Source organism: Echinicola strongylocentroti, from assembly GCF_003260975.1.
In the GTDB taxonomy this organism is placed as follows: domain Bacteria; phylum Bacteroidota; class Bacteroidia; order Cytophagales; family Cyclobacteriaceae; genus Echinicola; species Echinicola strongylocentroti.
In genome coordinates this window covers 3361752-3381932 of sequence record NZ_CP030041.1, presented here as the reverse complement: position 1 = coordinate 3381932, position 20181 = coordinate 3361752, and the positions used below count along the sequence as shown (strand labels likewise).

Annotated in this window: 18 protein-coding genes and 1 tRNA gene; 6 read left to right on the top strand and 13 right to left on the bottom strand. The window is 45.3% G+C overall.

Going from position 1 to position 20181, the window contains the following annotated elements; genetic code table 11:
- Positions 1-8: 8 nt before the first annotated feature.
- From DN752_RS13180 to DN752_RS13160, 4 genes are all read right to left on the bottom strand, one after another.
- Positions 9-293 carry a DUF6520 family protein gene (locus DN752_RS13180; RefSeq protein ID WP_112784375.1) on the bottom strand — a complete coding sequence of 95 codons (285 nt, stop codon included), beginning with the start codon at positions 291-293 and terminating at the stop codon, positions 9-11.
- A 149-nt stretch (positions 294-442) separates the two neighbouring features.
- Positions 443-910 (bottom strand): MauE/DoxX family redox-associated membrane protein, encoded by a 468-nt coding sequence (locus tag DN752_RS13175; protein WP_245949213.1) that lies wholly within the window; start codon positions 908-910, stop codon positions 443-445.
- Positions 911-1653: 743 nt separating this feature from the next.
- Positions 1654-2595, bottom strand: a complete 942-nt coding sequence (locus DN752_RS13165) for a hypothetical protein (RefSeq protein WP_162633209.1) — start codon at positions 2593-2595, stop codon at positions 1654-1656.
- A 243-nt stretch (positions 2596-2838) separates the two neighbouring features.
- A complete protein-coding gene (locus DN752_RS13160) occupies positions 2839-3552 on the bottom strand; it encodes a porin family protein (RefSeq protein ID WP_112784372.1) in 714 nt (237 codons plus the stop codon).
- Positions 3553-3733: 181 nt separating this feature from the next.
- On the opposite strand from DN752_RS13160, the gene DN752_RS13155 reads away from it, so the two are divergent.
- Positions 3734-4387 carry a TetR/AcrR family transcriptional regulator gene (locus DN752_RS13155; protein WP_112784371.1) on the top strand — a complete coding sequence of 218 codons (654 nt, stop codon included), beginning with the start codon at positions 3734-3736 and terminating at the stop codon, positions 4385-4387.
- 25 nt (positions 4388-4412) lie between these two features.
- Here the strand turns inward: DN752_RS13155 and DN752_RS13150 are convergent, their stop codons facing one another.
- The 8 genes from DN752_RS13150 to DN752_RS25150 form a co-directional block, all read right to left on the bottom strand.
- Positions 4413-4883: a JAB domain-containing protein gene (locus DN752_RS13150; RefSeq protein ID WP_112784370.1), complete on the bottom strand. Its 471-nt coding sequence runs from the start codon at positions 4881-4883 to the stop codon at positions 4413-4415.
- A gap of 701 nt (positions 4884-5584) precedes the next feature.
- Positions 5585-6427 (bottom strand): DUF4382 domain-containing protein, encoded by an 843-nt coding sequence (locus DN752_RS13145; RefSeq protein ID WP_112784369.1) that lies wholly within the window; start codon positions 6425-6427, stop codon positions 5585-5587.
- Positions 6428-6742: 315 nt separating this feature from the next.
- Positions 6743-8131 carry a sensor histidine kinase gene (locus tag DN752_RS13140; RefSeq protein ID WP_170134453.1) on the bottom strand — a complete coding sequence of 463 codons (1389 nt, stop codon included), beginning with the start codon at positions 8129-8131 and terminating at the stop codon, positions 6743-6745.
- The gene (locus DN752_RS13135) at positions 8131-8796 is read right to left on the bottom strand and encodes a response regulator transcription factor (protein WP_112784367.1); all 666 of its coding nucleotides are present in this window, start codon (positions 8794-8796) and stop codon (positions 8131-8133) included. Before DN752_RS13135 ends, DN752_RS13140 begins: the two co-directional genes overlap by 1 nt.
- A gap of 78 nt (positions 8797-8874) precedes the next feature.
- Positions 8875-10038 carry an efflux RND transporter periplasmic adaptor subunit gene (locus DN752_RS13130; RefSeq protein ID WP_112784366.1) on the bottom strand — a complete coding sequence of 388 codons (1164 nt, stop codon included), beginning with the start codon at positions 10036-10038 and terminating at the stop codon, positions 8875-8877.
- A 3-nt stretch (positions 10039-10041) separates the two neighbouring features.
- A complete protein-coding gene (locus tag DN752_RS13125; protein WP_112784365.1) occupies positions 10042-14370 on the bottom strand; it encodes a CusA/CzcA family heavy metal efflux RND transporter in 4329 nt (1442 codons plus the stop codon).
- 324 nt (positions 14371-14694) lie between these two features.
- Positions 14695-15003 carry an outer membrane beta-barrel family protein gene (locus DN752_RS25155; RefSeq protein ID WP_262511700.1) on the bottom strand — a complete coding sequence of 103 codons (309 nt, stop codon included), beginning with the start codon at positions 15001-15003 and terminating at the stop codon, positions 14695-14697.
- Positions 14987-15694 (bottom strand): outer membrane beta-barrel family protein, encoded by a 708-nt coding sequence (locus DN752_RS25150; protein ID WP_262511677.1) that lies wholly within the window; start codon positions 15692-15694, stop codon positions 14987-14989. The genes DN752_RS25155 and DN752_RS25150 overlap by 17 nt, the downstream gene beginning before the upstream one ends.
- Before the next feature lie 208 nt (positions 15695-15902).
- On the opposite strand from DN752_RS25150, the gene DN752_RS13115 reads away from it, so the two are divergent.
- Entirely contained in the window at positions 15903-17465 is a 1563-nt protein-coding gene (locus DN752_RS13115; RefSeq protein WP_112786542.1) for a recombinase family protein, read from the top strand.
- Here the strand turns inward: DN752_RS13115 and DN752_RS13110 are convergent.
- Positions 17428-17499, bottom strand: a tRNA-Arg gene (locus DN752_RS13110). The two genes, DN752_RS13115 and DN752_RS13110, sit on opposite strands and share 38 nt — an antisense overlap.
- A gap of 195 nt (positions 17500-17694) precedes the next feature.
- On the opposite strand from DN752_RS13110, the gene DN752_RS13105 reads away from it, so the two are divergent.
- The 4 genes from DN752_RS13105 to rplS all read left to right on the top strand — a co-directional run bounded on the left by DN752_RS13105 (position 17695) and on the right by rplS (position 19980).
- On the top strand, positions 17695-18279 hold the full coding sequence (locus DN752_RS13105; protein ID WP_112786541.1) for a 30S ribosomal protein S16: 585 nt from the start codon (positions 17695-17697) through the stop codon (positions 18277-18279).
- 14 nt (positions 18280-18293) lie between these two features.
- Complete coding sequence (rimM, locus tag DN752_RS13100; RefSeq protein WP_112784364.1) at positions 18294-18824, top strand: ribosome maturation factor RimM; 531 nt, start codon at positions 18294-18296, stop codon at positions 18822-18824.
- 3 nt (positions 18825-18827) lie between these two features.
- Complete coding sequence (trmD, locus tag DN752_RS13095) at positions 18828-19535, top strand: tRNA (guanosine(37)-N1)-methyltransferase TrmD (protein ID WP_112784363.1); 708 nt, start codon at positions 18828-18830, stop codon at positions 19533-19535.
- Positions 19536-19614: 79 nt separating this feature from the next.
- The gene (gene rplS, locus DN752_RS13090; protein WP_112784362.1) at positions 19615-19980 is read left to right on the top strand and encodes a 50S ribosomal protein L19; all 366 of its coding nucleotides are present in this window, start codon (positions 19615-19617) and stop codon (positions 19978-19980) included.
- Positions 19981-20181 lie beyond the last annotated feature (201 nt).

Genomic DNA, 20181 nt, shown 5'->3' with positions numbered 1-20181 from the left:
ATAACTGATCAATCAGGGATCAGTGCCGATCCGGGAACAAACTCCCCTTCCTCTTCGGTAATGGGACTTTCCAGGTCCTTTTCCGAATACAGGCAGGACTCTGTAGAGGCATTGCACTGGTATTCGTCCGGGGCGGGCCCCATGTCCACGTTCGTAACGTCATACCAGGTCTGCCCATCGTCAGGGGTACCGTATTCCGGAGCACGTTCGTTTTCCGGCATATTGAATGCCAGGGCGCTTGCCGCTGCCAGCACAAAGGCCAGCAACGGCATATTCTTGATCCATTTTTTCATTATTGAGATCGGGATTTTTGACCATCAAAATCCCTTAACGTTTATGGTTGTTTTCGCCTACTCTTTTCAGGATTTTCGGCTTCCTCCTTTTGCTGCCGGGGAAAAAGGCCAATCTCACCTAACACCTCCTTCCCATGGGATTGGGCAGCCTATGTAGCATGTTCTGTTTTTCTGTCTTTGGGTTTCCATAACAGGCCGAAAAGCCCCGCAAGGATAAAGATGCTGTTGAACACAAAGTGGGCAGGCCAGCCCATGGATTCCAGGAAGCCCGCACAGGAGCAGGGGACCCTGGGGAATGCACCCATCCAGACCAGGCCGATATAGGTGGCAAAGACGCCCATCAGCAGGATGGACAGGGCAAGGCCCAACTGTCTGGTGGGCCCGGCAAGCAGCAACAGGGCAAGGCCCAGTTCCGCAACCAATACAGCAGGGGCAATCCATTCCGCCCAGGCCATGGGGAACACCTGGTTCTTGATCTCCCCCAGGTAGGAATTATATCCCAACAGCTTCTCCATCCCCGTGAACGTCCACAGCAGGATAAATGCCGTTACGGTTCCCCGGTAGGCCCATCCGCCTGCCGTGCTTTTTTCCCATAATGTATCAATTGGTGCTTCCATGTTGTCAACTTCAGTAGAGCCTTCCTTATTTTTTCCGGTCCCACGGCCTGAAATACCCTGCCGTTAGGGTACCGTCCTATCGAAAATAAAAACACCTTCTGTAAACAGGAAATAACAGCGCATTGATTTTCAGCCATTTAACGAATTGGTGTCATATGACAGGTATTCGTAAAAAACAATGACATGGCCTTATGATTTTGGTCCGGATAATGTCGAAGGCCTTTTCCACTGTGATGGTCATGTCTCAAAAAATCCCGGCTCCCCATTTCATTGTCAGGGTGGAAAAAAACGTCTAAATGTCCAGCCCGTCGGAAAGGTTCCCTTCCCTCTTGGATGCCGTTTTATCACGGCGAAAGGTACCGGGCAAGGGTGCTGACAGACAGGAAGCATTTACCTGCCCTTTCCCGGTACCGCTAGCCGGATACCTTCGCAGACAGCGGGAGGGACCCAGTGCCTTTCCTTATACCGTTCTAAAAAACTGCCTGTACAAAGGTACATTAAGGCTTACGGCCATGGAATGCCTTTAACATGGAAAGATTCCATCTGCGACTCCGGAGCGGTTTTCTCCCCCTTGCCACTCCGGCAGCAAGGGGCAAGATCGGATTGGCGTCAGACAATCCTACATCTTGCTGGCCGCCGGATCGCGGCCCATTCTTGGCCCAAACCGCCCCTCCGTTTAACGGGTTAAAACATGATATTTTTGATTGCCAAGGGTATACTTTTAAACACTGCAAAACGAATAATCACTCCATTAAGATCACCTCATATTTACCTGTTGGGGCTATCTGGATGAGCTTACCTTTAATAATTTTTTCTTCACCAGTCCTATTGTTGGTCAGCAGAAGTGAGTAACTCAACTTCCTACGTCTTACCTCATATTCACTTCTAAATGCTGACTCCCCGGACGGGACAGTTATACGTTCTTTGATATTCGAAAAATCTGAAAGTTCCGACTGTAGGTATTCTGAATAGATCCCCTTATCCTCACCCAAAAAAACTTCATCCTCCTGAAAATGGGCAGGAAGCCTTACCTTTACACTATCTGATTTTAACCACACAAATGCATCAGCGGCATCACTGCTAAACAAATAGCTAGTTGAAACATCAATCCCGCCAATGGGAGTAAACTCTATCTCCTGGCTGTAGGGCACGTTTATTTTTACCGTGCTTCCCCTTTTCCAATAAAGGGAGTCACCGTCTGCTTCACTGACATGGAAATCAAGTCCCTTAAACTCATACCCCTGGGATGCTTTTTGGGATACGGTGATGGTTGTTGATTGATCTGCCGAGGTGAGGAATATCCTAAATCCAAACCGCTCACCGGAACTGTTTTCTTTCAACCTTACGTCAAGCTTGCTCTGTACGTCCCGGACAAGTACAAAACCTTTATTGGGCCATATGGCATCCAATCGCCCCTCTCCTTCCAGTTCCAGGAGCACATTTTCATTTACCCTTTCATTTTCCAGCGTAAGGATATCACCAAAGATCCTTGTGTTACTTTTTACATTTTCAATCCTGTCAATCTTCCAATCAGTTGAAGGAAAATCAATCTGTTGCATTCCACCTTCTGCTTCCATTTCTATATGATCGATAGAAGGAGAAATATGAGGGCCTTCCTCATGGTCTGTACAGGAGAATAAAATAGAAATAGCTATTACTGAAATTAAGAGGAAATTTTTCATCATTATTGACGAGTTAATTTGTAGAAACACTAAGTGGGTAGAAAGAAAAAATGAGCGAATATCTGTGAGCAATGAATTCTGGCTCACCTTAACATCAACTTATTGGATTATTTGAAATGAGACAACCTTTAATGCACCAACGTCTTAGTTTTGATAAAATTTGATTTTGGCGAGTGAACTTACCAAAACAGAAAACCGGCAATTGCAGTAATAAGGGATGTTTTGACATCAATAATCCTAAATTACCTAGAATTTATAGCCAAAAGAAACACCGAAGGTTAAGTTTTTGAGTTCCTGACCGGTATCATAGTCTCCGTATTTATATTGGAGATCAGCCATGCCAAAATCCCCATTGACCTGAACACTGTAACGCTCCATGAATTCATAACCGAGTAAGAAACCTATCCCATAATCCCAAGGCTCACCGTAGTTATAGGCCCCCATTTCTCCAACTGAACCATCTTTTGTGAAATTCACATCTCCCTGCCGCTGTGCAAGCATTATGTCATCATAAAGTAAATCGGATTCACTTTCCCATTTTCCGCCGAGCCCATAACCTATATAAGGTCCTGCTCCCACCAAAAGGTGCCCAGAGCTCCCCAATTTTGGCTTGAAAACGACATGTATGGGCATCACCAAATAAGATAGATTCACCTTGAACTCGCTGTCCTCTTCGGCAAGGGCAGGCCATATCCCCATTCCTTTGAATCCTTTCCCTTGGTAAATTAAAGAAGGTTGTAAATAAATATTATTCCAAACCGGAACATCCAGGGTAAGGCCAATTTGCATGCGAACGACTGGGTCGGTTTCCTCTACACTGCCGTCAGCTTGTGTAAACTTGGAATTGGCCATATTCATTCCCGCACGTACTCCCCATTGCACTTGTGCATTACTTAAAGAGGAAAAAAACATGGTGGACACAAACAAAAGCAGACAGGCATAAAGGTATTTTTTCATCATAAGTAAAATTCTGTTTTGTCATACAATAACAATTAAATTCCAGTGATACCAGCTTGTGAAAAAGCTGTCACCATGTAAAAGTAGGAAACATAATCTTTCCAAGTGGTGACATAAATAAATTTGTTACCACTTGGTGAAATAAACAGTATCTTCATCATAGAGAATAAAACCAGAGGTTAAAATGGCGAGAAAAATACCAGACGGAGAATTCCGAAACAAAGAACGTACGAAGTTAAAGCTAATAGATGCCGTAGGTGAGATTATCCGGAGGCAGGGATATACCAAACTGGGCGTAAACAATATTGCCAACACGGCCGGGGTCAGTAAAAAACTGATCTATCGGTATTTCGAAACTGCCGATAAACTCATCGAAACCTATGTAAAAAGAAGAGACTATTGGATGGGCTTTGAAAACCGTGCATCGGAAATGCTGGACCAACATAAGGCTGACCATGGCAGGCATTTGATTGAAAATGTGTTAAAAAAACTGTACGAACATATGTCTGCGGAACCCGAAGCTCAAAAGATAATCCTTTGGGAAATTAGCGAACACAGTACGTTGATGCGGGAAATAAGTGAACGTCGGGAAGCCTTCGGAAGCGAAGTATTCGGTATAGCAGATGAGTATTTTAAAGATACCTCAGTAGATATTCGGGCAATTACCGGATTGATGTTGGGAGGTATTTACTATCAGATTCTACATTCAAATGCTACAGGAGGCAGCTTTTGCGAAATAGAGAATGAAATAGGGGAACGCAGGGACCGATTGTTCAAAAGTATCGAGAATATTTTGGAATGGGCTTATAATGAGGCAAGGGAACAGAAAAAAAGCTAAATAAAAATGTGGTTAAAAAAGGGCCTTACAGCCCTCCCCTATCCGCAAAGGAATAATACCCGTCCGCTGTAAGGATGATATGGTCCATTACCGGGATATCCAATAGCTTTCCTGCCTTGACCAACCTTTCGGTGATCTTGGAATCCCTTTCACTGGGGTAAAGTGTCCCTCCCGGATGGTTGTGCGAAAGGATGATGCCCGATGCGGACGCCTTCATGGCCGCTCCAAAGATGACCTTGATATCCACCACCGTTCCGGATATCCCACCGGACGATGCACTGACAATACCCAGGACGCGGTTTGCCCTGTTGAGCAATATCACTTTGAACTCCTCGATGAATTCCAGCTTGGAGTCCTCCCAGTGTGCCCTCAATATCCTCTCTGCAATCTGGGATGAGGTAATCTTAGGTTTTTCTGACAATTTGGAATTGGGACGATAGCTCAGCGTAATTTCAGCTACCTGGTCGAATGTGGAGTTTTTGTTGTTGCTGTCCATAACATTTCGTTTTTGATGGTTGGAAATTAATTATGGACGCCATACCGCTTGAGGGCAACCAAGGCCAAGTGGCAACGGAATAAATGGGGGCAATGCGGGAAAGGCACGTGTTTATGCCGGACACTCTTGGCCGCCCCGGCAGCCCAAAAGCGAACTTTGTGCAATGATTAATGAACAAACCCTCTCCCACTTTTCGAAAAGGGAGGAAAGCAAATAGAATGAAACAAAAAAAGTATTGTTATTATGGGTGTTAATTGTGGGTAACTTATGGGAAGTTATCCACTGTTCACGCCCCACTATGTCTGGGTTTCTAAAAGGATATCCGTTTTTTCACTACTTGGCAAAACTTGACCAGAAGACAGCAATAGAGCAAAACAAGTCTCAAATAATCCCTTGGCACATAGCCAAAAAACCACAACGGATATTTATGGAGCAAAACACCATCCCGCAGCAGGGATAGCAGCGGCATCCCCGGCCCTGCCGGGACAAAACGGATAGCCCGACCCGAGGGGGCTGTACAACAAAACGGGTTTATAGAGGAACCTAATTGTATTATTTATCTCGTTTAACCTTCCCAATAAAGGAAATGCTTACAAAGGTGGAAAAATTAAGCCATTATATCTTGATTGTATCCCCCGAGCATTGTCTAATATTTGAAAGAAAAAACAGTCCATCATTCTAAAGCCCAAAGAAAGGAGAGCTTATAAGACGGGGATAGTGTCTGCAATTTTCATTGTCTCTGACGTTTCCAGTTCAATGGGATCCAATAGGGTTACTTCTCCTTCAACTGCTGTCACATTATGGAGTATAGCGGTCTGATAACCTTCAACAGGATCAATTATAATGGTATAATCTCCGGAAACAAGTCCTCTCAGGGCGAAAGCTCCAGTTTCATTTGTGAAGGTACTTACCGTATCCTCATTGATAACCCCATAGATTACAGGATCAGCTTCCACAGGAAGTACCTGGCCCTCTATGGAGGCAGACTCTTCTGCTACTGCCCTGATCACAGGCTTCAAAATATACCTCCCGGAATTTCCGGCCTCAACAATGGATTTGGCAGCATCAAAGTCGATAACAAGGTCGTATTGGATACCGGCCATCAATTCTTGGTTCAACTGTAGCTTAAGTCCACTTTGTTGGGCACTGGGAGTAGTGAGTTCAATTCGCTCACCATCCATAACCAAATAGTTGTCCTCACCCAGAAGTAACCTGATTTGAGAAATCTTGCCTGCAGGGACTTCCTTGGAGCCAATGAACTCAGCATTACCTCCAGTCAATGTCAATAGGTCAACCTGTCCGTCTTCATTCTCATATGGAATATTTATCCAAGCGCTTTCATCATTTCCATCCACATCACCAGGAAGTATTTCCACTCCTAAAACATCTACCCATACTCCATCATAATCTGCTGGGGCATCGATCAATGATACATTTACCTTGGCATTCCCCTCCCTAATTTCATCATCCTCGCTATTGCAGGATGCAAAAATGACCACAACCAAAATTGCGATCGCCCAGTTTTTAGTATTAGATAGGTCCATATAGAATAATTAGTTGGTTTATGCCAATGCCAACTACAAGAAACATACCATTTACAGTAAACTAATTCTACTTGGGGCAGAATGCACCTCTGTTCCAACAAATTTCAGGAAATCATAAACGAGCTTTTGGTATGGCCATTTCACTTCATTGCTTACCTTGCACAGAAGTCTACACTACGCCTACGCTTTTTCCAAATGGCAGCAACAATAGGTTCCAAGGAAAACTTGCTTCAGGGCGGCCCCATCTGACAGTTATGGCATTTGGACAACCGGTTTTACCGCTGTCCCCCATAAGCGAGACGATTCCCCATACTTTTAAGAAACCTTTTGATCAAAGGAAACCCTGACTGCCGTCCAATTTCCCAGTTCACTGTCTATGGTAATTTTAGCACCAATGGCCAACGCTGCCTTTCTTGCTATCGAAAGGCCAAGCCCTAGGCCCTTTATCTGTTTGTGCTTTAGGTAATCGGACCTGAAAAAGGGATAGTAGATATGGTCCAGGTCTTCAGCCTTGATACCTACTCCTTGGTCGGTCACCAAACAATAACACCCTGCGGGGTCCCCATTCAGCTCTATGACCACCCTGCCGTCCATATGGCTATATTTAATGGCATTGCCAAGGATGTTCTCCAAGATTACCGAGCCATAATAATAAGGCACTTCAAAATTCCCCCAACTGTTGGATTCCATGGATATTCGCAGTTGTTTGGCCTTGATGGCCTTGTGCTGCCTGGAAAGCACCTCATCTACCAAAACCGCCAGTGCCACTGTCTGTTGGAGGCTAGGGTCAGAAGCCTGCCCATTTCTGGCAAGAAACAGCAATTGTTCTACGATCTCTGACATCCTGTCCACCTCTACAAGGCTTTTTCGGATATTCTCTTCATATTCGCTAATGTTACGTTCCTTTCGTACGAGAATTTCCAAGGTGCCCCTTAGGGTAGAAAGCGGGGTGCGCAATTCATGGGAGGCATCAGAGGTAAACTGCTTTTCACGTTCCAGCGCCTCTTCAATCCTGTTGAGCAGCCCATTGATCGATGTGGACAGGTCGTATAGTTCATCCTTTTGCGTGGGCAGTGGAACCCTCTCTCCCAGATTGTTCTTGGTAATCCTTCCAGTGGTATGGATGATCGCCGAGATGGGTCGGATACTCTTTCCTGCCAAATACCTGGATATCAAGAACAACATCACCATGGTAAGTGGAAACAAGCCCAAAAGCGTACGGCTCAAGTTGGACAGCACCATCAAGGAGGATTCTATGGGGATAGCGGCCACAATATACCCCTTGACCGTTCCCTCTTGTTTGATATCAATCTGTGTTTGCCGGATAGGCCGGTCCTTTAGTTGCGTATTGTAATGGGTATCACCTGAAAAAGCGTGATTCATGACCAAGTGATCTTCTTTTAGGTTAGGAGACTTGTCCATTATCTGCCCTTCCGTATCCATTAACTGCAAAAAGACCGGGTTGATCTGTACTTCACGGTGTTCGGTTTCTTCCCATTCCTTTTTATGGGTAAAATAGATTGTATCGGCTACGACCGCGATTTCTGATAGGTGCTTGCGCGCCTCATATGAAAGGCTATGATCAAGGCTGTCGTACATGGTATCCTTTACCATGAAATAGATAAAGACAAAGGCCAATATACTGATGACCGAAGTGGCCATGAGGTAATAAAGGGCAATCCTGTTTTTAAAGTCAAGTTTCATTATTCCTTGACAATGTAGCCTACTCCCCGAATGGTCTGTATATAGTTATCCGTCTCGTCCAGCCGCAGCTTTTTCCGCAGGGCATTGATGTACACATCTATTACACCAGAACTATAATCAAAATTGATGTCCCAGACATGTTCAATGATTTGGGTCCTTCTACAGGCCTTTCCCTTATGGCGAAGCAAGTACTCCAACAGGGAGAATTCTTTTTGGGTGAGATGGATTTCCTCGTTCTGCTTGAACACTTGGTGCGTTCCGGTATCCAATCGTATACTCCCAATACAGAACACCTCGTGTTCACCTGAAACCGGCCTGAGCTGTACTTTTACCCTTTCCAGCAATTCTTCAAAATGAAATGGCTTTTTAATATAATCATTGGCTCCGGCCTGTAGGCCAAAGACCACATCTGCCACTTCATCCTTGGCAGTGAGGAAAATTACAGGGACATTTTTATTGACCTTACGGAAAGCCCTGCAGATTTCAATACCACTTAACCCTGGCACCATCCAGTCCAGCAAAAGCACATCATAATTATTTGAAACGGCCATATCCAACCCTTTTTCTCCATCATGGGCAGAATTGACCTGATACCCCTCTTCCTCAAAGCCCTGCTTCAAAAAGTTGACGATGCCTGGTTCATCTTCTACAATCAACAGTTTCATATGCTTTTCAATTTATACAATCTTTAGTTGCCTTACCGGATGTTGGCTCCAATCTAACAAAATCCTTTGCCAAGTACGCTATTCTGCAATCAAATTAAAGGCGCCACTGGTCAGGAATACGGCATTTTCAGCAAAGTCCCTACTGTTCTTTATTTCCAAATACCCTTCCTCTGTATTTCCGGTCACTACCCGTTTTCGGATAAACCTTCTTTCACCCGGTGTCCTTTCTGTTTGCATCAGGACGTAATGTAGGTTTCCCGACCGTACAATCGCTTCTTCGGGAAGCCCCGCTTCCTGGACAGAAGCTGTTTGGATAGCAGCTTCGACGTACATGCCCGGCATCCATCCGGCCACCTCCTCGGACGGTTTAAAATGGACATGCAGACCAATGCTCCTTTCGTCCAGATCCACAGATTTTCCCACCAGTTGTACCTTTCCGAAATACTCCTTTGACGGGTTGTCCTGCAGGTTAAAGACCACTTGCTGGCCCTCCTTGATCTTCCAGGCATCCTTTTCAAACACCCTCAGTTCAAGGTGAAGCCCTCCTGTATTGACCAGTTCCAGTGCCACGTCAGAGGGCTCCAGAAACATGCCCCGCTGTGCATGAATGGCGGTAACAGTTCCCGAAATGGGGGCTTTTACGTGAATAATCGGGGTGATGTCCCCAGGCTCCATTTGGTCAGCCTGGATTCCCAGTAAATGGAGTTTTTTCCGCAAGGCTTCATACCTTGCCCTCATCACCTGATAATCAGCCTCCGCTTTTAAGAACTTTTTCTCCGATGCCACTTTTGATTGAGCCAATCCTTTCTGTCTCCTGTAATCGGATTCCAAGTAGGCCAGTTGTCCCTTAGCTTCCAAAAGATCCTCTTGTAATTGGATAAACGCTGGGTTTTCGAGGACCATAAGTGTTTGGCCCTTTTTAACGTATTGACCGGAAAGCAAGGGAAGCTCCTTTACATAGCCTCCAAAATAAGCGCTTATGGCCACTTTGCCCTCTGGGGGAACGTCCAGCATTCCGGTTGCCCTTACCGATTGGTGAAAAGTCTTTGTTTCAAAACGTCCCGTGGCAAAGTCATTGGCACTGATCTGCTCATCGGTCAGGATGATTTCTCCCGGAGCCATATCCCTCCCTGCATTAGCCGAACCTTGGCCGGTCAGGGTTTTATCCTTGTTGCAGGCCAGCAACAATAGGCTTCCCAATAGTGGTATGAAAATATTTATTCGGTTATTGATAGTGCTCATGGTTCATTTTGTTATAAAGTTGGCTTCCAATATGGTCATGTTAAATTCCCACAGGTTTTTAAGGTAGGTGATTTCAATGTTACGGGCATTTTCCAACAGTTGGATATACTGGAGAAAGTCAATTTCTCCTTCACGATAGGCCATTTGGGCGTTACTCAAAATCCCCGTTGCCAGCTTCTTGCCGGTATGTTCATAATAGTCTATGGCCTTGCGGTATTTTTTCAGTTCTTCGAGTAGTGCCAAACGATTCGTTTTCAACCGTATGCGATAATTTTCCCGTTGTAACAGGGCGCTTTTCTGACTTGATCTTGCTGCTTGGATCTTTGACCGCTGGGCACCGAACCACAATGGAACGGCCAATCCCGCCTGTATGCCCTGGTAATGCTTGGCATTTGCCAAGTGATTTGTCCCCTGAAAAAGGGAAACCTGCAGATCGGGCAACAATTGCTGCTTTTCAAGCTTGGTCTCCTGGCCATAGGTTACTTCTAATTGATTGTAATAAGCAAGGCCGGGATGCAGTGAGGTGTCATTTTCCAGGGTAAGCTTATGCATTTTATGGTCGATTACCTGATAGGTGTTCTCTCCCTGGATCCATCCATTTAGGGCGATAGTAGCTTTTTTTCTGTCCTTTTGCACTTGTTCCAGCAATACTGCCATCTCTTGGGATTTACTCTCCGCTGTCAATTTCTCCAACAAATTGGATTCCCCAGCTTCAAACCTCATCTCCGCTGCTGTCGAAAACTGCTTGTAAAGGCTATCCAAATACGCATAATGGTCCGTCAATTGTCGTTGGTATACTACTGTATAATAGGCTTTGGCAACCTCTTTTTTTACCCTGAACACTTCCATTTGATGTTGTTTTTGCTGGAGATTGGCCTTTTCTTTTTGCCATCGGTGCCTTGCTCCGTATACAGTCGGGAATTCAATGACCTGGTTGATGCCCCAGACCCTGATCGGAGCTCCATTTTCCGCTATATTGTTCTCATCATAAAGATAATAAAGCCCGGTTTTGCCAATGTTCCATGCGCTGCCCTGTAGCTGTTCCTGCCTGATGGACTCCACTTGCGAGGCGCGTATCTTTCGGTTATTCTCCAAGGCCAGTTCCGTCGCTCTTTTCAACCCCACCTGTTGGTCCTGTCCATAGGCATAATTACCTGCCATGGACAGTAGAACCAAGATTATTGCTCCCACTACCTTAGAGGGGGATTTGGGAGCCAATTTCCTATCGGCCATGAGTGCATAGAGCACTGGAACGACCAACAAGGTAAGCAGGGTGGCTGTCACCAGCCCGCCCACCACCACTGTGGCAAGAGGGCGTTGTACCTCTGCCCCGGCAGAATGGGATATGGCCATAGGCAGAAAGCCCAAAGCCGCTGCCGAGGCGGTCAGCAACACGGGCCTTAAACGCTTTTGGGTTCCAATGAGGACGGCTTTTTGGACATTTCTGATGCCTTGTTCACGGAGTTCCTTGAATTCCTCGATCAATACGATCCCATTAAGTACGGCAATGCCGAAAAGGGCAATAAATCCTACGCCTGCGGATATACTAAAGGGCAGTCCCCTGACATACAGTAAAAACACCCCGCCCACGGCCGCCATTGGAATGGCACTGTAAATGATAGCGGCCTCCTTTACGGATCCAAAGGCAAAATAGAGCATGATAAATATCAATAAAAGAGCAATGGGTACCGCTATGGTCAAGCGTTCCCTAGCAGTCCTTAAATTTTCGAACTGCCCCCCATAGGTAACCGAATACCCACTTGGTAAACTGATCTTTTCCTGAATAATTTTCCGGACATCGTCCACTACCGACTCCAGGTCCCTGTTCCTGACATTCACGCCTACTACGATACGTCTTTTGGTGTCATCCCTTGAAATCTTAGCTGGACCGGTCGTATACCCAATAGATGCAAATTCACTGAGGGGAAGGCTGTTCCCGTTTGGAAGTTGGACAGAGGTGGACTGAATATCCTGGATGTTCATACGGTGATGGGGATCAAACCGCAATACCAAATCAAATTGCTTCTCCCCTTCAAAAACAGTTCCGGCGGGAAGGCCGGCAAAACCCATGCTGATCAAATCGTTCAGATCGCTCACATTAAGGCCATATTTAGCGATTTTCCTACGGTCATAGTCTACTGTCATTTGGGGCAAACCTGCCGTTTTTTCCACTATGATATCAGATGCTCCCTCCACTTGTTGGATGGCCGCTTCCACTTCAAGGGCCTTTTCATAAAGGAGGTCGAGGTCCTCTCCAAAAATCTTGATGGCAAGATCGGCCCTGACGCCGGTAATCAGTTCGTTGAACCGCATTTCTATTGGCTGGGTAAATTCAAGGTCAATTCCGGGCAAAATAGCAAGTTTCTCCTTGAACGCATCTGCCAGGCCGTCCTTGGTTTCGGCGGTCTCCCATTCATCCTTTGGGTGGAGTTTGATAATCACGTCGCTCTCTTCCATGCTCATGGGATCGGTGGGCACTTCTGCAGCCCCGATCCTTGTCACCACTTGGTCCACTTCTGGAAATCCCAATAGGATCTTTTCCATTTGGGTGGTTGTTTCAATGGTCTTTTGCAATGAAGTGCCCGTCTTGAGCACCGGCTGGATCACAAAATCCCCCTCATCAAGGGTCGGCACAAACTCCCCGCCCATACGGAAAAACAGCCCTCCCGCCAACAGCAACAGGCCTGCGGCCAAGGACAACACTATCTTCTTGTAGCGAAGCGACCAGCGTATCGCTGGACGGTAAAAGCGGTAAACTGCTGCGATCAGTTTGGCCGACAGGTTTGGCCCGGATTTGTTGGATGGCCTAATAAAGAGGGCGGCCATCACTGGTACATAGGTGAAACAGAGCACCATGGCCCCTATCAGGGCATAACAGAACACCAGTGCCATCGGCCGGAACATCTTGCCCTCCACATTGACAAGAGACAGGATAGGAATGAATACGATGATGATGATCAGTTGACCAAAAACTGCTGAATGCATCATTTTGGAGGCCCCGTTCAAGGTAATCTTGTCAATTGCCGATTGTCTCTCCTTACCCTTGAGGCCAGTAAGGGACAAATGTTGCGAGGTGATCTGATAAGCAATAAATTCCACAATGATCACCGCCCCATCAATGATAATTCCAAAATCAATGGCTCCTAAGCTCATTAGATTGGCATCCACACCGGTCAGGTACATCAACGACAATGCAAACAATAGGCAAAGCGGAATCACCGATGCCACTACCAGACCGGAACGCAGGTTACCGAGCAACAGCACCACTACAAAGATAACAATCAAACAGCCGAGCACCAGGTTTTCAGCGATCGTAAAAGTGGTCTTGCCAATCAGTTCGCTCCTTTCCAAAAATGGATTGATAATGATCCCTGGAGGAAGGGAGGACTTTATCTCTTCCACCCGGTGGGCCACTGCACCGATGACTGCTTGGGAATCGGCGCCTTTGAGCATCATAACCTGCCCCAGTACCTTTTCACCCTCCCCATTACCGGTAATGGCCCCAAACCTGGTAGCATGCCCAAAGCGCACTTCTGCAACATCGGACACATAGACCGGTACGCCGTTCCTGTTCTCGATGACAATGTTCCCAATATCTTCCAGGCTTTCCACGAGTCCTTCTCCACGGACAAAATAGGTTTCGGTCGTTTTTTCAATATACCCTCCCCCCGCAATACTATTGTTGTCCCGTAATACGGTGTAGAGCTTTTCCAATGGAATGTTCATCGCTCTTAGCTTTACCGGATCCACCGCCACTTCATATTGCTTCAGGTAGCCTCCCCAAGTATTGATCTCCACTACACCGGGAATACCGGAAAGCTGCCTTTTGATGATCCAGTCCTGTATCGTCCTTAGATCGGTAATGGAATATTCTCCCTTATATTCAGGAGCTACATCTATGACATACTGGTAAATTTCCCCAAGCCCTGTAGAAATCGGCCCCATAAACGGCCTTCCAAATCCTTCGGGAATTTTCTCCTCGGCCAACTTCAGCTTTTCGGCGATCAGTTGTCGTGGCAGGTAGGTTCCCGCCCTGTCTTCAAATACAACGGTGACGATAGAAAGGCCAAACTTGGAAACCGACCGGATTTCCTTCACATTTGGAAGGTTGGCCATTTCAAGTTCAACCGGATAGGTAAGGAATTTTTCCACATCTTCGGTCGCAAGGTTTTTGGAAGTGGTGATGACCTGGACTTGGTTATTGGTAATATCAGGAACTGCACCCAAGGGAATGTGGGTCAGAGAATACAGGCCAAACCCCAATATACCCAAGGTAAAGAGCAATATGACCAGCTTATGGTGCAGACTGTAGTGGATGAGTTTTTGAAGCATCGGATAAAGGTTATGGTCCACTACAAAACTATTTGTCTTCCCTAAATACTTCCTTAGGGAATTCTTAAGATATCCTTAAAATTCTGCCCGTTACTGCTCTAAAGGTCCACCAATGATTAAATTAACGGAACCAGTTGCTGATCATCTTAAAATTCCTTCTCCCCAAACTCACTTTTAATAAATCTGGATTTGTTTTTTAGCTGGTTAATTGCCTCCTGCAAATAATTTCCACCAAGAGATGGGGCTAAGCTCTATCCCTGATTCTAGTCTTATAGACTTGCCAGAGCCGACATTGGAATAAATACGGTTGAGAATGGTGTCATTCTAGATGGTGTTTACCCGGTTGACCAAGTTTTTGATGTCATTATAATAGGCCGTTGCATAAAAGGAATTGTCTCCAAAATCCTTGATTACTCCTAACTCTACCAAATCTATAAACTCTGGAAGTAGTGTTGGATCACCTTGTTCGAGCGTTTCAGAGTGTTCTCTCTCAGGAAAAGGGGTCATTTTGAAAGTAGTGGTCCGTTGTACCCTCTTGGTATAGGCGGCTTTTAGGGTCAGTTCATCATTGACTTGATATTGGAGGCTGGCAGAGGGAAAAGGTTTGACGAAATCATTAGGTGTAGGTTGTATCCACGGTTCCGGTTTTGTCCCTGAGATCGAGTTCCCTGTCCATATATTCCAGTCTCAAACCTTCCGAATAGGACCACATCCCTTTTTCACCGGAAAGAAGGCCATATCCCGAATGGATCTGTCGGGTAAGGTCCACATTACTGGAAAAATCCGGCACGAGTTCCCATACTCCGGTTTCATTATTTTTTCTTTCATAAACAAAATCTCCCGTGTGGTTCAGGTTCCGAAATTGACACCCTGCTTCAAACGTTCCGAATTTCCATGGAGCCGCTGTATAGTCCGTTTGGAAGCGGATACCATGCAAGGGGTTGTCATTGGTATTGTATTCATCTTGGTAGACAAAATCAGTGTTCGGGTACGCTAAGTTTTGGTTAGTAGTGGGGCCACCGAGCATGGTATATTCATAAAGAATTGATGAACTGACCTTGGATGCATTGGAGAAGGTGTGTCTGTAATCGAAACTGCCAATCACAAAGTCACTCCGTCTGATGCGCAAGTTTTCGTTGTAATATTGCATTTCGTAGATTTCCTCACCGTTCAGCTCAGCATGATTGTCATAGTAGATAATATCAGCAGTCCTGTCCTTGCTTCTTTTACCTCCATAGAGCCCTAAGCTGAACTGGCTACTTTTGTTAGGAGTATATCCAAGCGTAATGGAAACCCTAAAATAGCCCATTTTTCTTTTCCCCATTCTGAACTCAGTGTGACCATATATCACCATTTAAAGGCACTTTTAACCCCAACCAACCATTTCGCCATGAAAAGATCGGTCAGCCCGGAGAAACTGCAAAAGGCCTTGGAGGAAAACGGCCACAAAGTGGACCTAAAAACCTCTAAGGAAGTCTTAAATTTTATGTATAAAATGGCTAAATTAGCTGTTTACCAAATGTTTAACATAGATGAAGACCGCAGACCTTTACATTAGGGTAAGTACCGACGAACAGGCAGACAAGGGATATTCGCAGAGATACCAGGAGGAGGTCCTGAGAAAGTACTGTGTCTTCCAAAATATACAGGTTGGACGGGTCATCTACGAGGATTATTCCGCCAGGACCTTTGACAGACCCGAATGGCAGAAATTGTTGGCCTTGATAAAAAAGAACCGTTCCGATACCAACATGGTACTGTTTACCAAATGGGATAGGTTCAGTCGGAATACCGGCGATGCCTACCTGATGATTTCAACTCTCACCAAACTGGGCGTGGATATACAGGCCATTGAACAACCCCTTGACCTGAGCATACCCGAACAAAAAATGATGCTGGCCTTTTACCTGGCTGCCCCAGAAGTGGAAAATGACCGCAGGGCACTCAACACCTTACAGGGAATGCGACGGGCAAAGAAGGAAGGCAGGTATATGGGCACCGCACCCATCGGTTATATCAATACTCGGGATGAATACAGCAATAAAATCATAGCCCGAAAAGAACCCCAGGCATCCTTGGTAAAATGGGCCTTTGAACAAATAGCGGAAAACCAGCTGGCCGCAGACCAGATCAGAAAGCTAGTCAACAAAAAGGGGCTGTCCATCAGCAGGGGGCAATTCTGGTATCTTGTCAGAAACCCGATCTATTATGGAAAGATCAAGATAAAGGCATTCAAAGAGGAAGAAGAGTACCTTGTGGAGGGAAAGCACGAAGGCATCATTTCAGAATCCCTGTTCCTTGATGTGCAGGACGTACTGTCCGGGCGTAAACGGATGAAACGCAAACGTGCCGTGAAGGTCATTTCCCATGAAAAGTTCCCATTAAGGGGATTTCTTATATGCCATAAATGTGGCAGGCCACTTACAGGGAGCGCTTCCAAAAGCTCCAAGGGTGGCTACTACCATTATTACCACTGCCTTTCTTCCTGTGGCGTAAGGTTCCGGACAGAAGTGGTCAACAAGGCGGTAAGAAAAGAACTCTTTAAATACAAGGTACAGGAAAACATCCTGGATATCTATAAAGACTGCATTAGGGATATCTATCATGATTTGACCTCAAGCGGACATAAGACCAAAAAGCAGTACCTGGACGAGATCGAGAGACTGGACAAAAAAATATCCAAGGCAAGGAACCTACTGATTGACGGAAGCATGGAAGCCGATGACTTTGCCGTAGTCAAAAGAGAGTCCCAGGAAAAGATCAAAAAACTGGAAAATAAGCTGACAACCCTCAATGAACAAAAGTCGAACTATTTACCGAAGCTAAAAGACACCTTAAACTCTGTAGGTCAGCTAGTTAAAATATACGACACTTTGGAGGTAAAAGAGAAGAGACAGGTTGTGGGTTCGATATTTCCCCAAAAACTGGTGTTTGACGGTCAAAAATGTCGAACCCCTTATGTTAACCAAATCGCCCTCTATATCTATACTGTAAATCAGCAGGTTACAAAAAACAAAAACCGAAAAAAAATTAATTTTTCTCGGTTTTTCAATGAAGTAGTCCCGACAGGAATCGAACCTGTATCTAAAGTTTAGGAAACTTCTATTCTATCCATTGAACTACGGGACCAGTTGGTATGTTAATAGCGGATGGAAGGGCTTGGATTTTCCTTGCCGTCCTAAATTGTGCCGCAATTTAAAACATATTTTCTTTATTCCGCAAATATTCTCTACCTAACTTGTTCTTTTAAAGATTAATCCGCTATCTTTGCAGTCCAAATTTACGATGGACGAGATCCATCAATTAACTAAATATCAATATAATATGGCAGTAAAAATCAGATTAGCTCGTAGAGGTAGAAAGAGAATGGCCATCTACGATGTCGTTGTAGCTGATGCAAGAGCTCCACGTGATGGACGCTTTATCGAAAAAATCGGTTCTTATAACCCGAACACTGACCCTGCTTCTATCAACATCAACAATGATAGAGCATTGCAATGGTTGCTAAACGGTGCCCAACCTACGGACACTGTAAAAGCGATGCTTTCTTACCGTGGTGTATTGCTGAAAAAACACCTTCAGATCGGTGTACTTAAAGGCGCTATCACACAGGAAGAAGCAGACAAGAAATTCCAAGCTTGGATCGAGGAGAAAGAAACTTCCATCACTGGCAAGAAAGACAAAATCGCCCAAGCTAGAGAAGACGCTCGTAAGAAAGCTCACGACGCAGAAGTTGCTAAAAACGAAGCTCGTCTTGACGCGATCAAGAAAAGAGAAGAAGAAGCGAAAGCCGCTGCTGAGGCAGAAGCTGCTGAAGCTGAAGCTCCTGCTGATGCTCCTGCTGAAGGAGAGGAAAGTGAAGCTCCTGCTGCTGAAAGCAACGAAGAAAAAGAAGAAAACAAAGGTTAATTACGCACCTTTCCATGAACAAGGACAACTGTTTCCAACTAGGCTACATTGCTAAAGTTCATGGACTCCAAGGAGAAGTAGTGGCCATCTTGGATGTCGATTATCCTGAATATTACGAAGATATCGCGCATGTCTTTGTGGAGAAAGACAACCGACTGGTGCCCTACTTTATAGAGCACTTTGTCGCTCAGCCAAACGGAAGGTTTCTTGCCAAATTTGAAGGCTTTGAAGACAAAAATGCTGCAGATACCCTAGTGGGTACAGCACTCTATCTCCCGCTAAAAGACCTGCCTGCACTTGATGATGACCAGTATTATTATCATGAGCTCGTCGGTTTTGAAGTAGAAGATGCCTCCAAAGGAGTACTCGGTAGTGTAAAAGTGATATACGACCTCCAAACCCAGTATCTCATTGGGATGGATTATCAAGGAAAAGAAATCCTGGTGCCAATCCAAGATGACATTATCCTTAAAGTGGACAAGGCAGCAAAAAAAGTTTTCTGCCAATTGCCAGATGGCTTACTTGAAATATATCTAGAGGACTAGTCCATGCAGATCGATATTATCACCGTCGTCCCCGGTCTCTTGGAAGGGCCTTTTTCGCATTCTATCCTTAAAAGGGCAGAAGAAAAAGGACTCGCCAAAGTCAGGGTACACAACCTCAGGGAACATGCCACCAATAAACAGAAGCAGGTCGACGACTATGCTTTTGGAGGAGGGGCTGGCATGGTCATGATGATCGAACCTGTGGCCAAGTGCATAGAAGCACTGAAAAGCCAGCGGGATTACGATGAAATCATCTACATGACCCCAGACGGGGAGACTTTCGATCAGCAAATGGCCAACTCCCTCTCGCTTAAGGGAAACCTGATGATCCTATGTGGTCATTATAAAGGCGTGGATGAAAGGATCAGACAAAAGTACATCACCCGTGAGATCAGTATCGGGGATTTTGTACTCTCTGGTGGCGAACTGGCAGCTGCTGTGGTAGCTGATGCAGTGATCCGCCTCATTCCCAGAGTGCTCAATGACGAGACCTCAGCCTTGACGGATTCCTTTCAAGATGGACTATTGGCTCCGCCGATCTATACGCGACCAGCAGAATACCAAGGCATGAAAGTGCCAGACATCCTGCTCTCCGGTCACAATGAAAAGATCGCCAATTGGAGGTTTGATGAATCGGTTCGCCGTACCAAAGAAAGAAGGCCTGACTTACTGGAAGGCAAAGATTTCGAAGCAGGCGAAAAACGTAAATAGTTGATAATTAATTGAATAAAATAGATAATTGCATACCTTTGCAATTCGAATTTGCGATAAGCACATAAATCATACAGATATGAGCGAACTACTTAAAATTGTAGAAGAGGAATACAACGAGGTGAGAGCCAAGTTCCCTTCTTTCAAGTCAGGAGATACAATTAACGTTCACGTACGCATCAAAGAGGGTAACAAAGAACGTGTGCAGCTGTTCCAAGGTACCGTGATCCAACGTAAAAACGTTAACACCAACGGAGAGACTTTCACTGTAAGGAAAATCTCCAGTGGTGTAGGTGTAGAAAGAATCTTCCCTCTTCTTAGTCCTAGCATCGAGAAAATCGAAGTGCTAAGACAAGGTAGAGTAAGAAGAGCTAGACTTTACTACCTACGTGGTCGTCAAGGTAAAGCTGCAAGAGTAAAAGAAAAAATCACTGTGAAACACTAATTCACAGTTCAATGCATAAAAAAAGGGAGCCAGTTTGGCTCCCTTTTTTTATTATATGCCACCCCTGCCAATAACGGATCAAGCAATATTTCTGGCGGAATAATTTTCAACACACTTTCTTAAACCCGGAATATGCATTAGCCTATCTGTTGCGACCTGAAACTGCTTCAAAATCAGTCGTTTCACTTTAGTTTTCGGCAT

Excerpts from the sequence above, each read along its gene's own strand:
- DN752_RS13180 (WP_112784375.1), bottom strand. The coding sequence starts at position 293 with ATGAAAAAATGGATCAAGAATATGCCGTTGCTGGCCTTTGTGCTGGCA.
- DN752_RS13175 (WP_245949213.1), bottom strand. The coding sequence starts at position 910 with ATGGAAGCACCAATTGATACATTATGGGAAAAAAGCACGGCAGGCGGA.
- DN752_RS13165 (WP_162633209.1), bottom strand. The coding sequence starts at position 2,595 with ATGATGAAAAATTTCCTCTTAATTTCAGTAATAGCTATTTCTATTTTA.
- DN752_RS13160 (WP_112784372.1), bottom strand. The coding sequence starts at position 3,552 with ATGATGAAAAAATACCTTTATGCCTGTCTGCTTTTGTTTGTGTCCACC.
- DN752_RS13155 (WP_112784371.1), top strand. The coding sequence starts at position 3,734 with ATGGCGAGAAAAATACCAGACGGAGAATTCCGAAACAAAGAACGTACG.
- DN752_RS13150 (WP_112784370.1), bottom strand. The coding sequence starts at position 4,883 with ATGGACAGCAACAACAAAAACTCCACATTCGACCAGGTAGCTGAAATT.
- DN752_RS13145 (WP_112784369.1), bottom strand. The coding sequence starts at position 6,427 with ATGGACCTATCTAATACTAAAAACTGGGCGATCGCAATTTTGGTTGTG.
- DN752_RS13140 (WP_170134453.1), bottom strand. The coding sequence starts at position 8,131 with ATGAAACTTGACTTTAAAAACAGGATTGCCCTTTATTACCTCATGGCC.
- DN752_RS13135 (WP_112784367.1), bottom strand. The coding sequence starts at position 8,796 with ATGAAACTGTTGATTGTAGAAGATGAACCAGGCATCGTCAACTTTTTG.
- DN752_RS13130 (WP_112784366.1), bottom strand. The coding sequence starts at position 10,038 with ATGAGCACTATCAATAACCGAATAAATATTTTCATACCACTATTGGGA.
- DN752_RS13125 (WP_112784365.1), bottom strand. The coding sequence starts at position 14,370 with ATGCTTCAAAAACTCATCCACTACAGTCTGCACCATAAGCTGGTCATA.
- DN752_RS25150 (WP_262511677.1), bottom strand. The coding sequence starts at position 15,694 with ATGGGGAAAAGAAAAATGGGCTATTTTAGGGTTTCCATTACGCTTGGA.
- DN752_RS13115 (WP_112786542.1), top strand. The coding sequence starts at position 15,903 with ATGAAGACCGCAGACCTTTACATTAGGGTAAGTACCGACGAACAGGCA.
- DN752_RS13105 (WP_112786541.1), top strand. The coding sequence starts at position 17,695 with ATGGCAGTAAAAATCAGATTAGCTCGTAGAGGTAGAAAGAGAATGGCC.
- rimM (WP_112784364.1), top strand. The coding sequence starts at position 18,294 with ATGAACAAGGACAACTGTTTCCAACTAGGCTACATTGCTAAAGTTCAT.
- trmD (WP_112784363.1), top strand. The coding sequence starts at position 18,828 with ATGCAGATCGATATTATCACCGTCGTCCCCGGTCTCTTGGAAGGGCCT.
- rplS (WP_112784362.1), top strand. The coding sequence starts at position 19,615 with ATGAGCGAACTACTTAAAATTGTAGAAGAGGAATACAACGAGGTGAGA.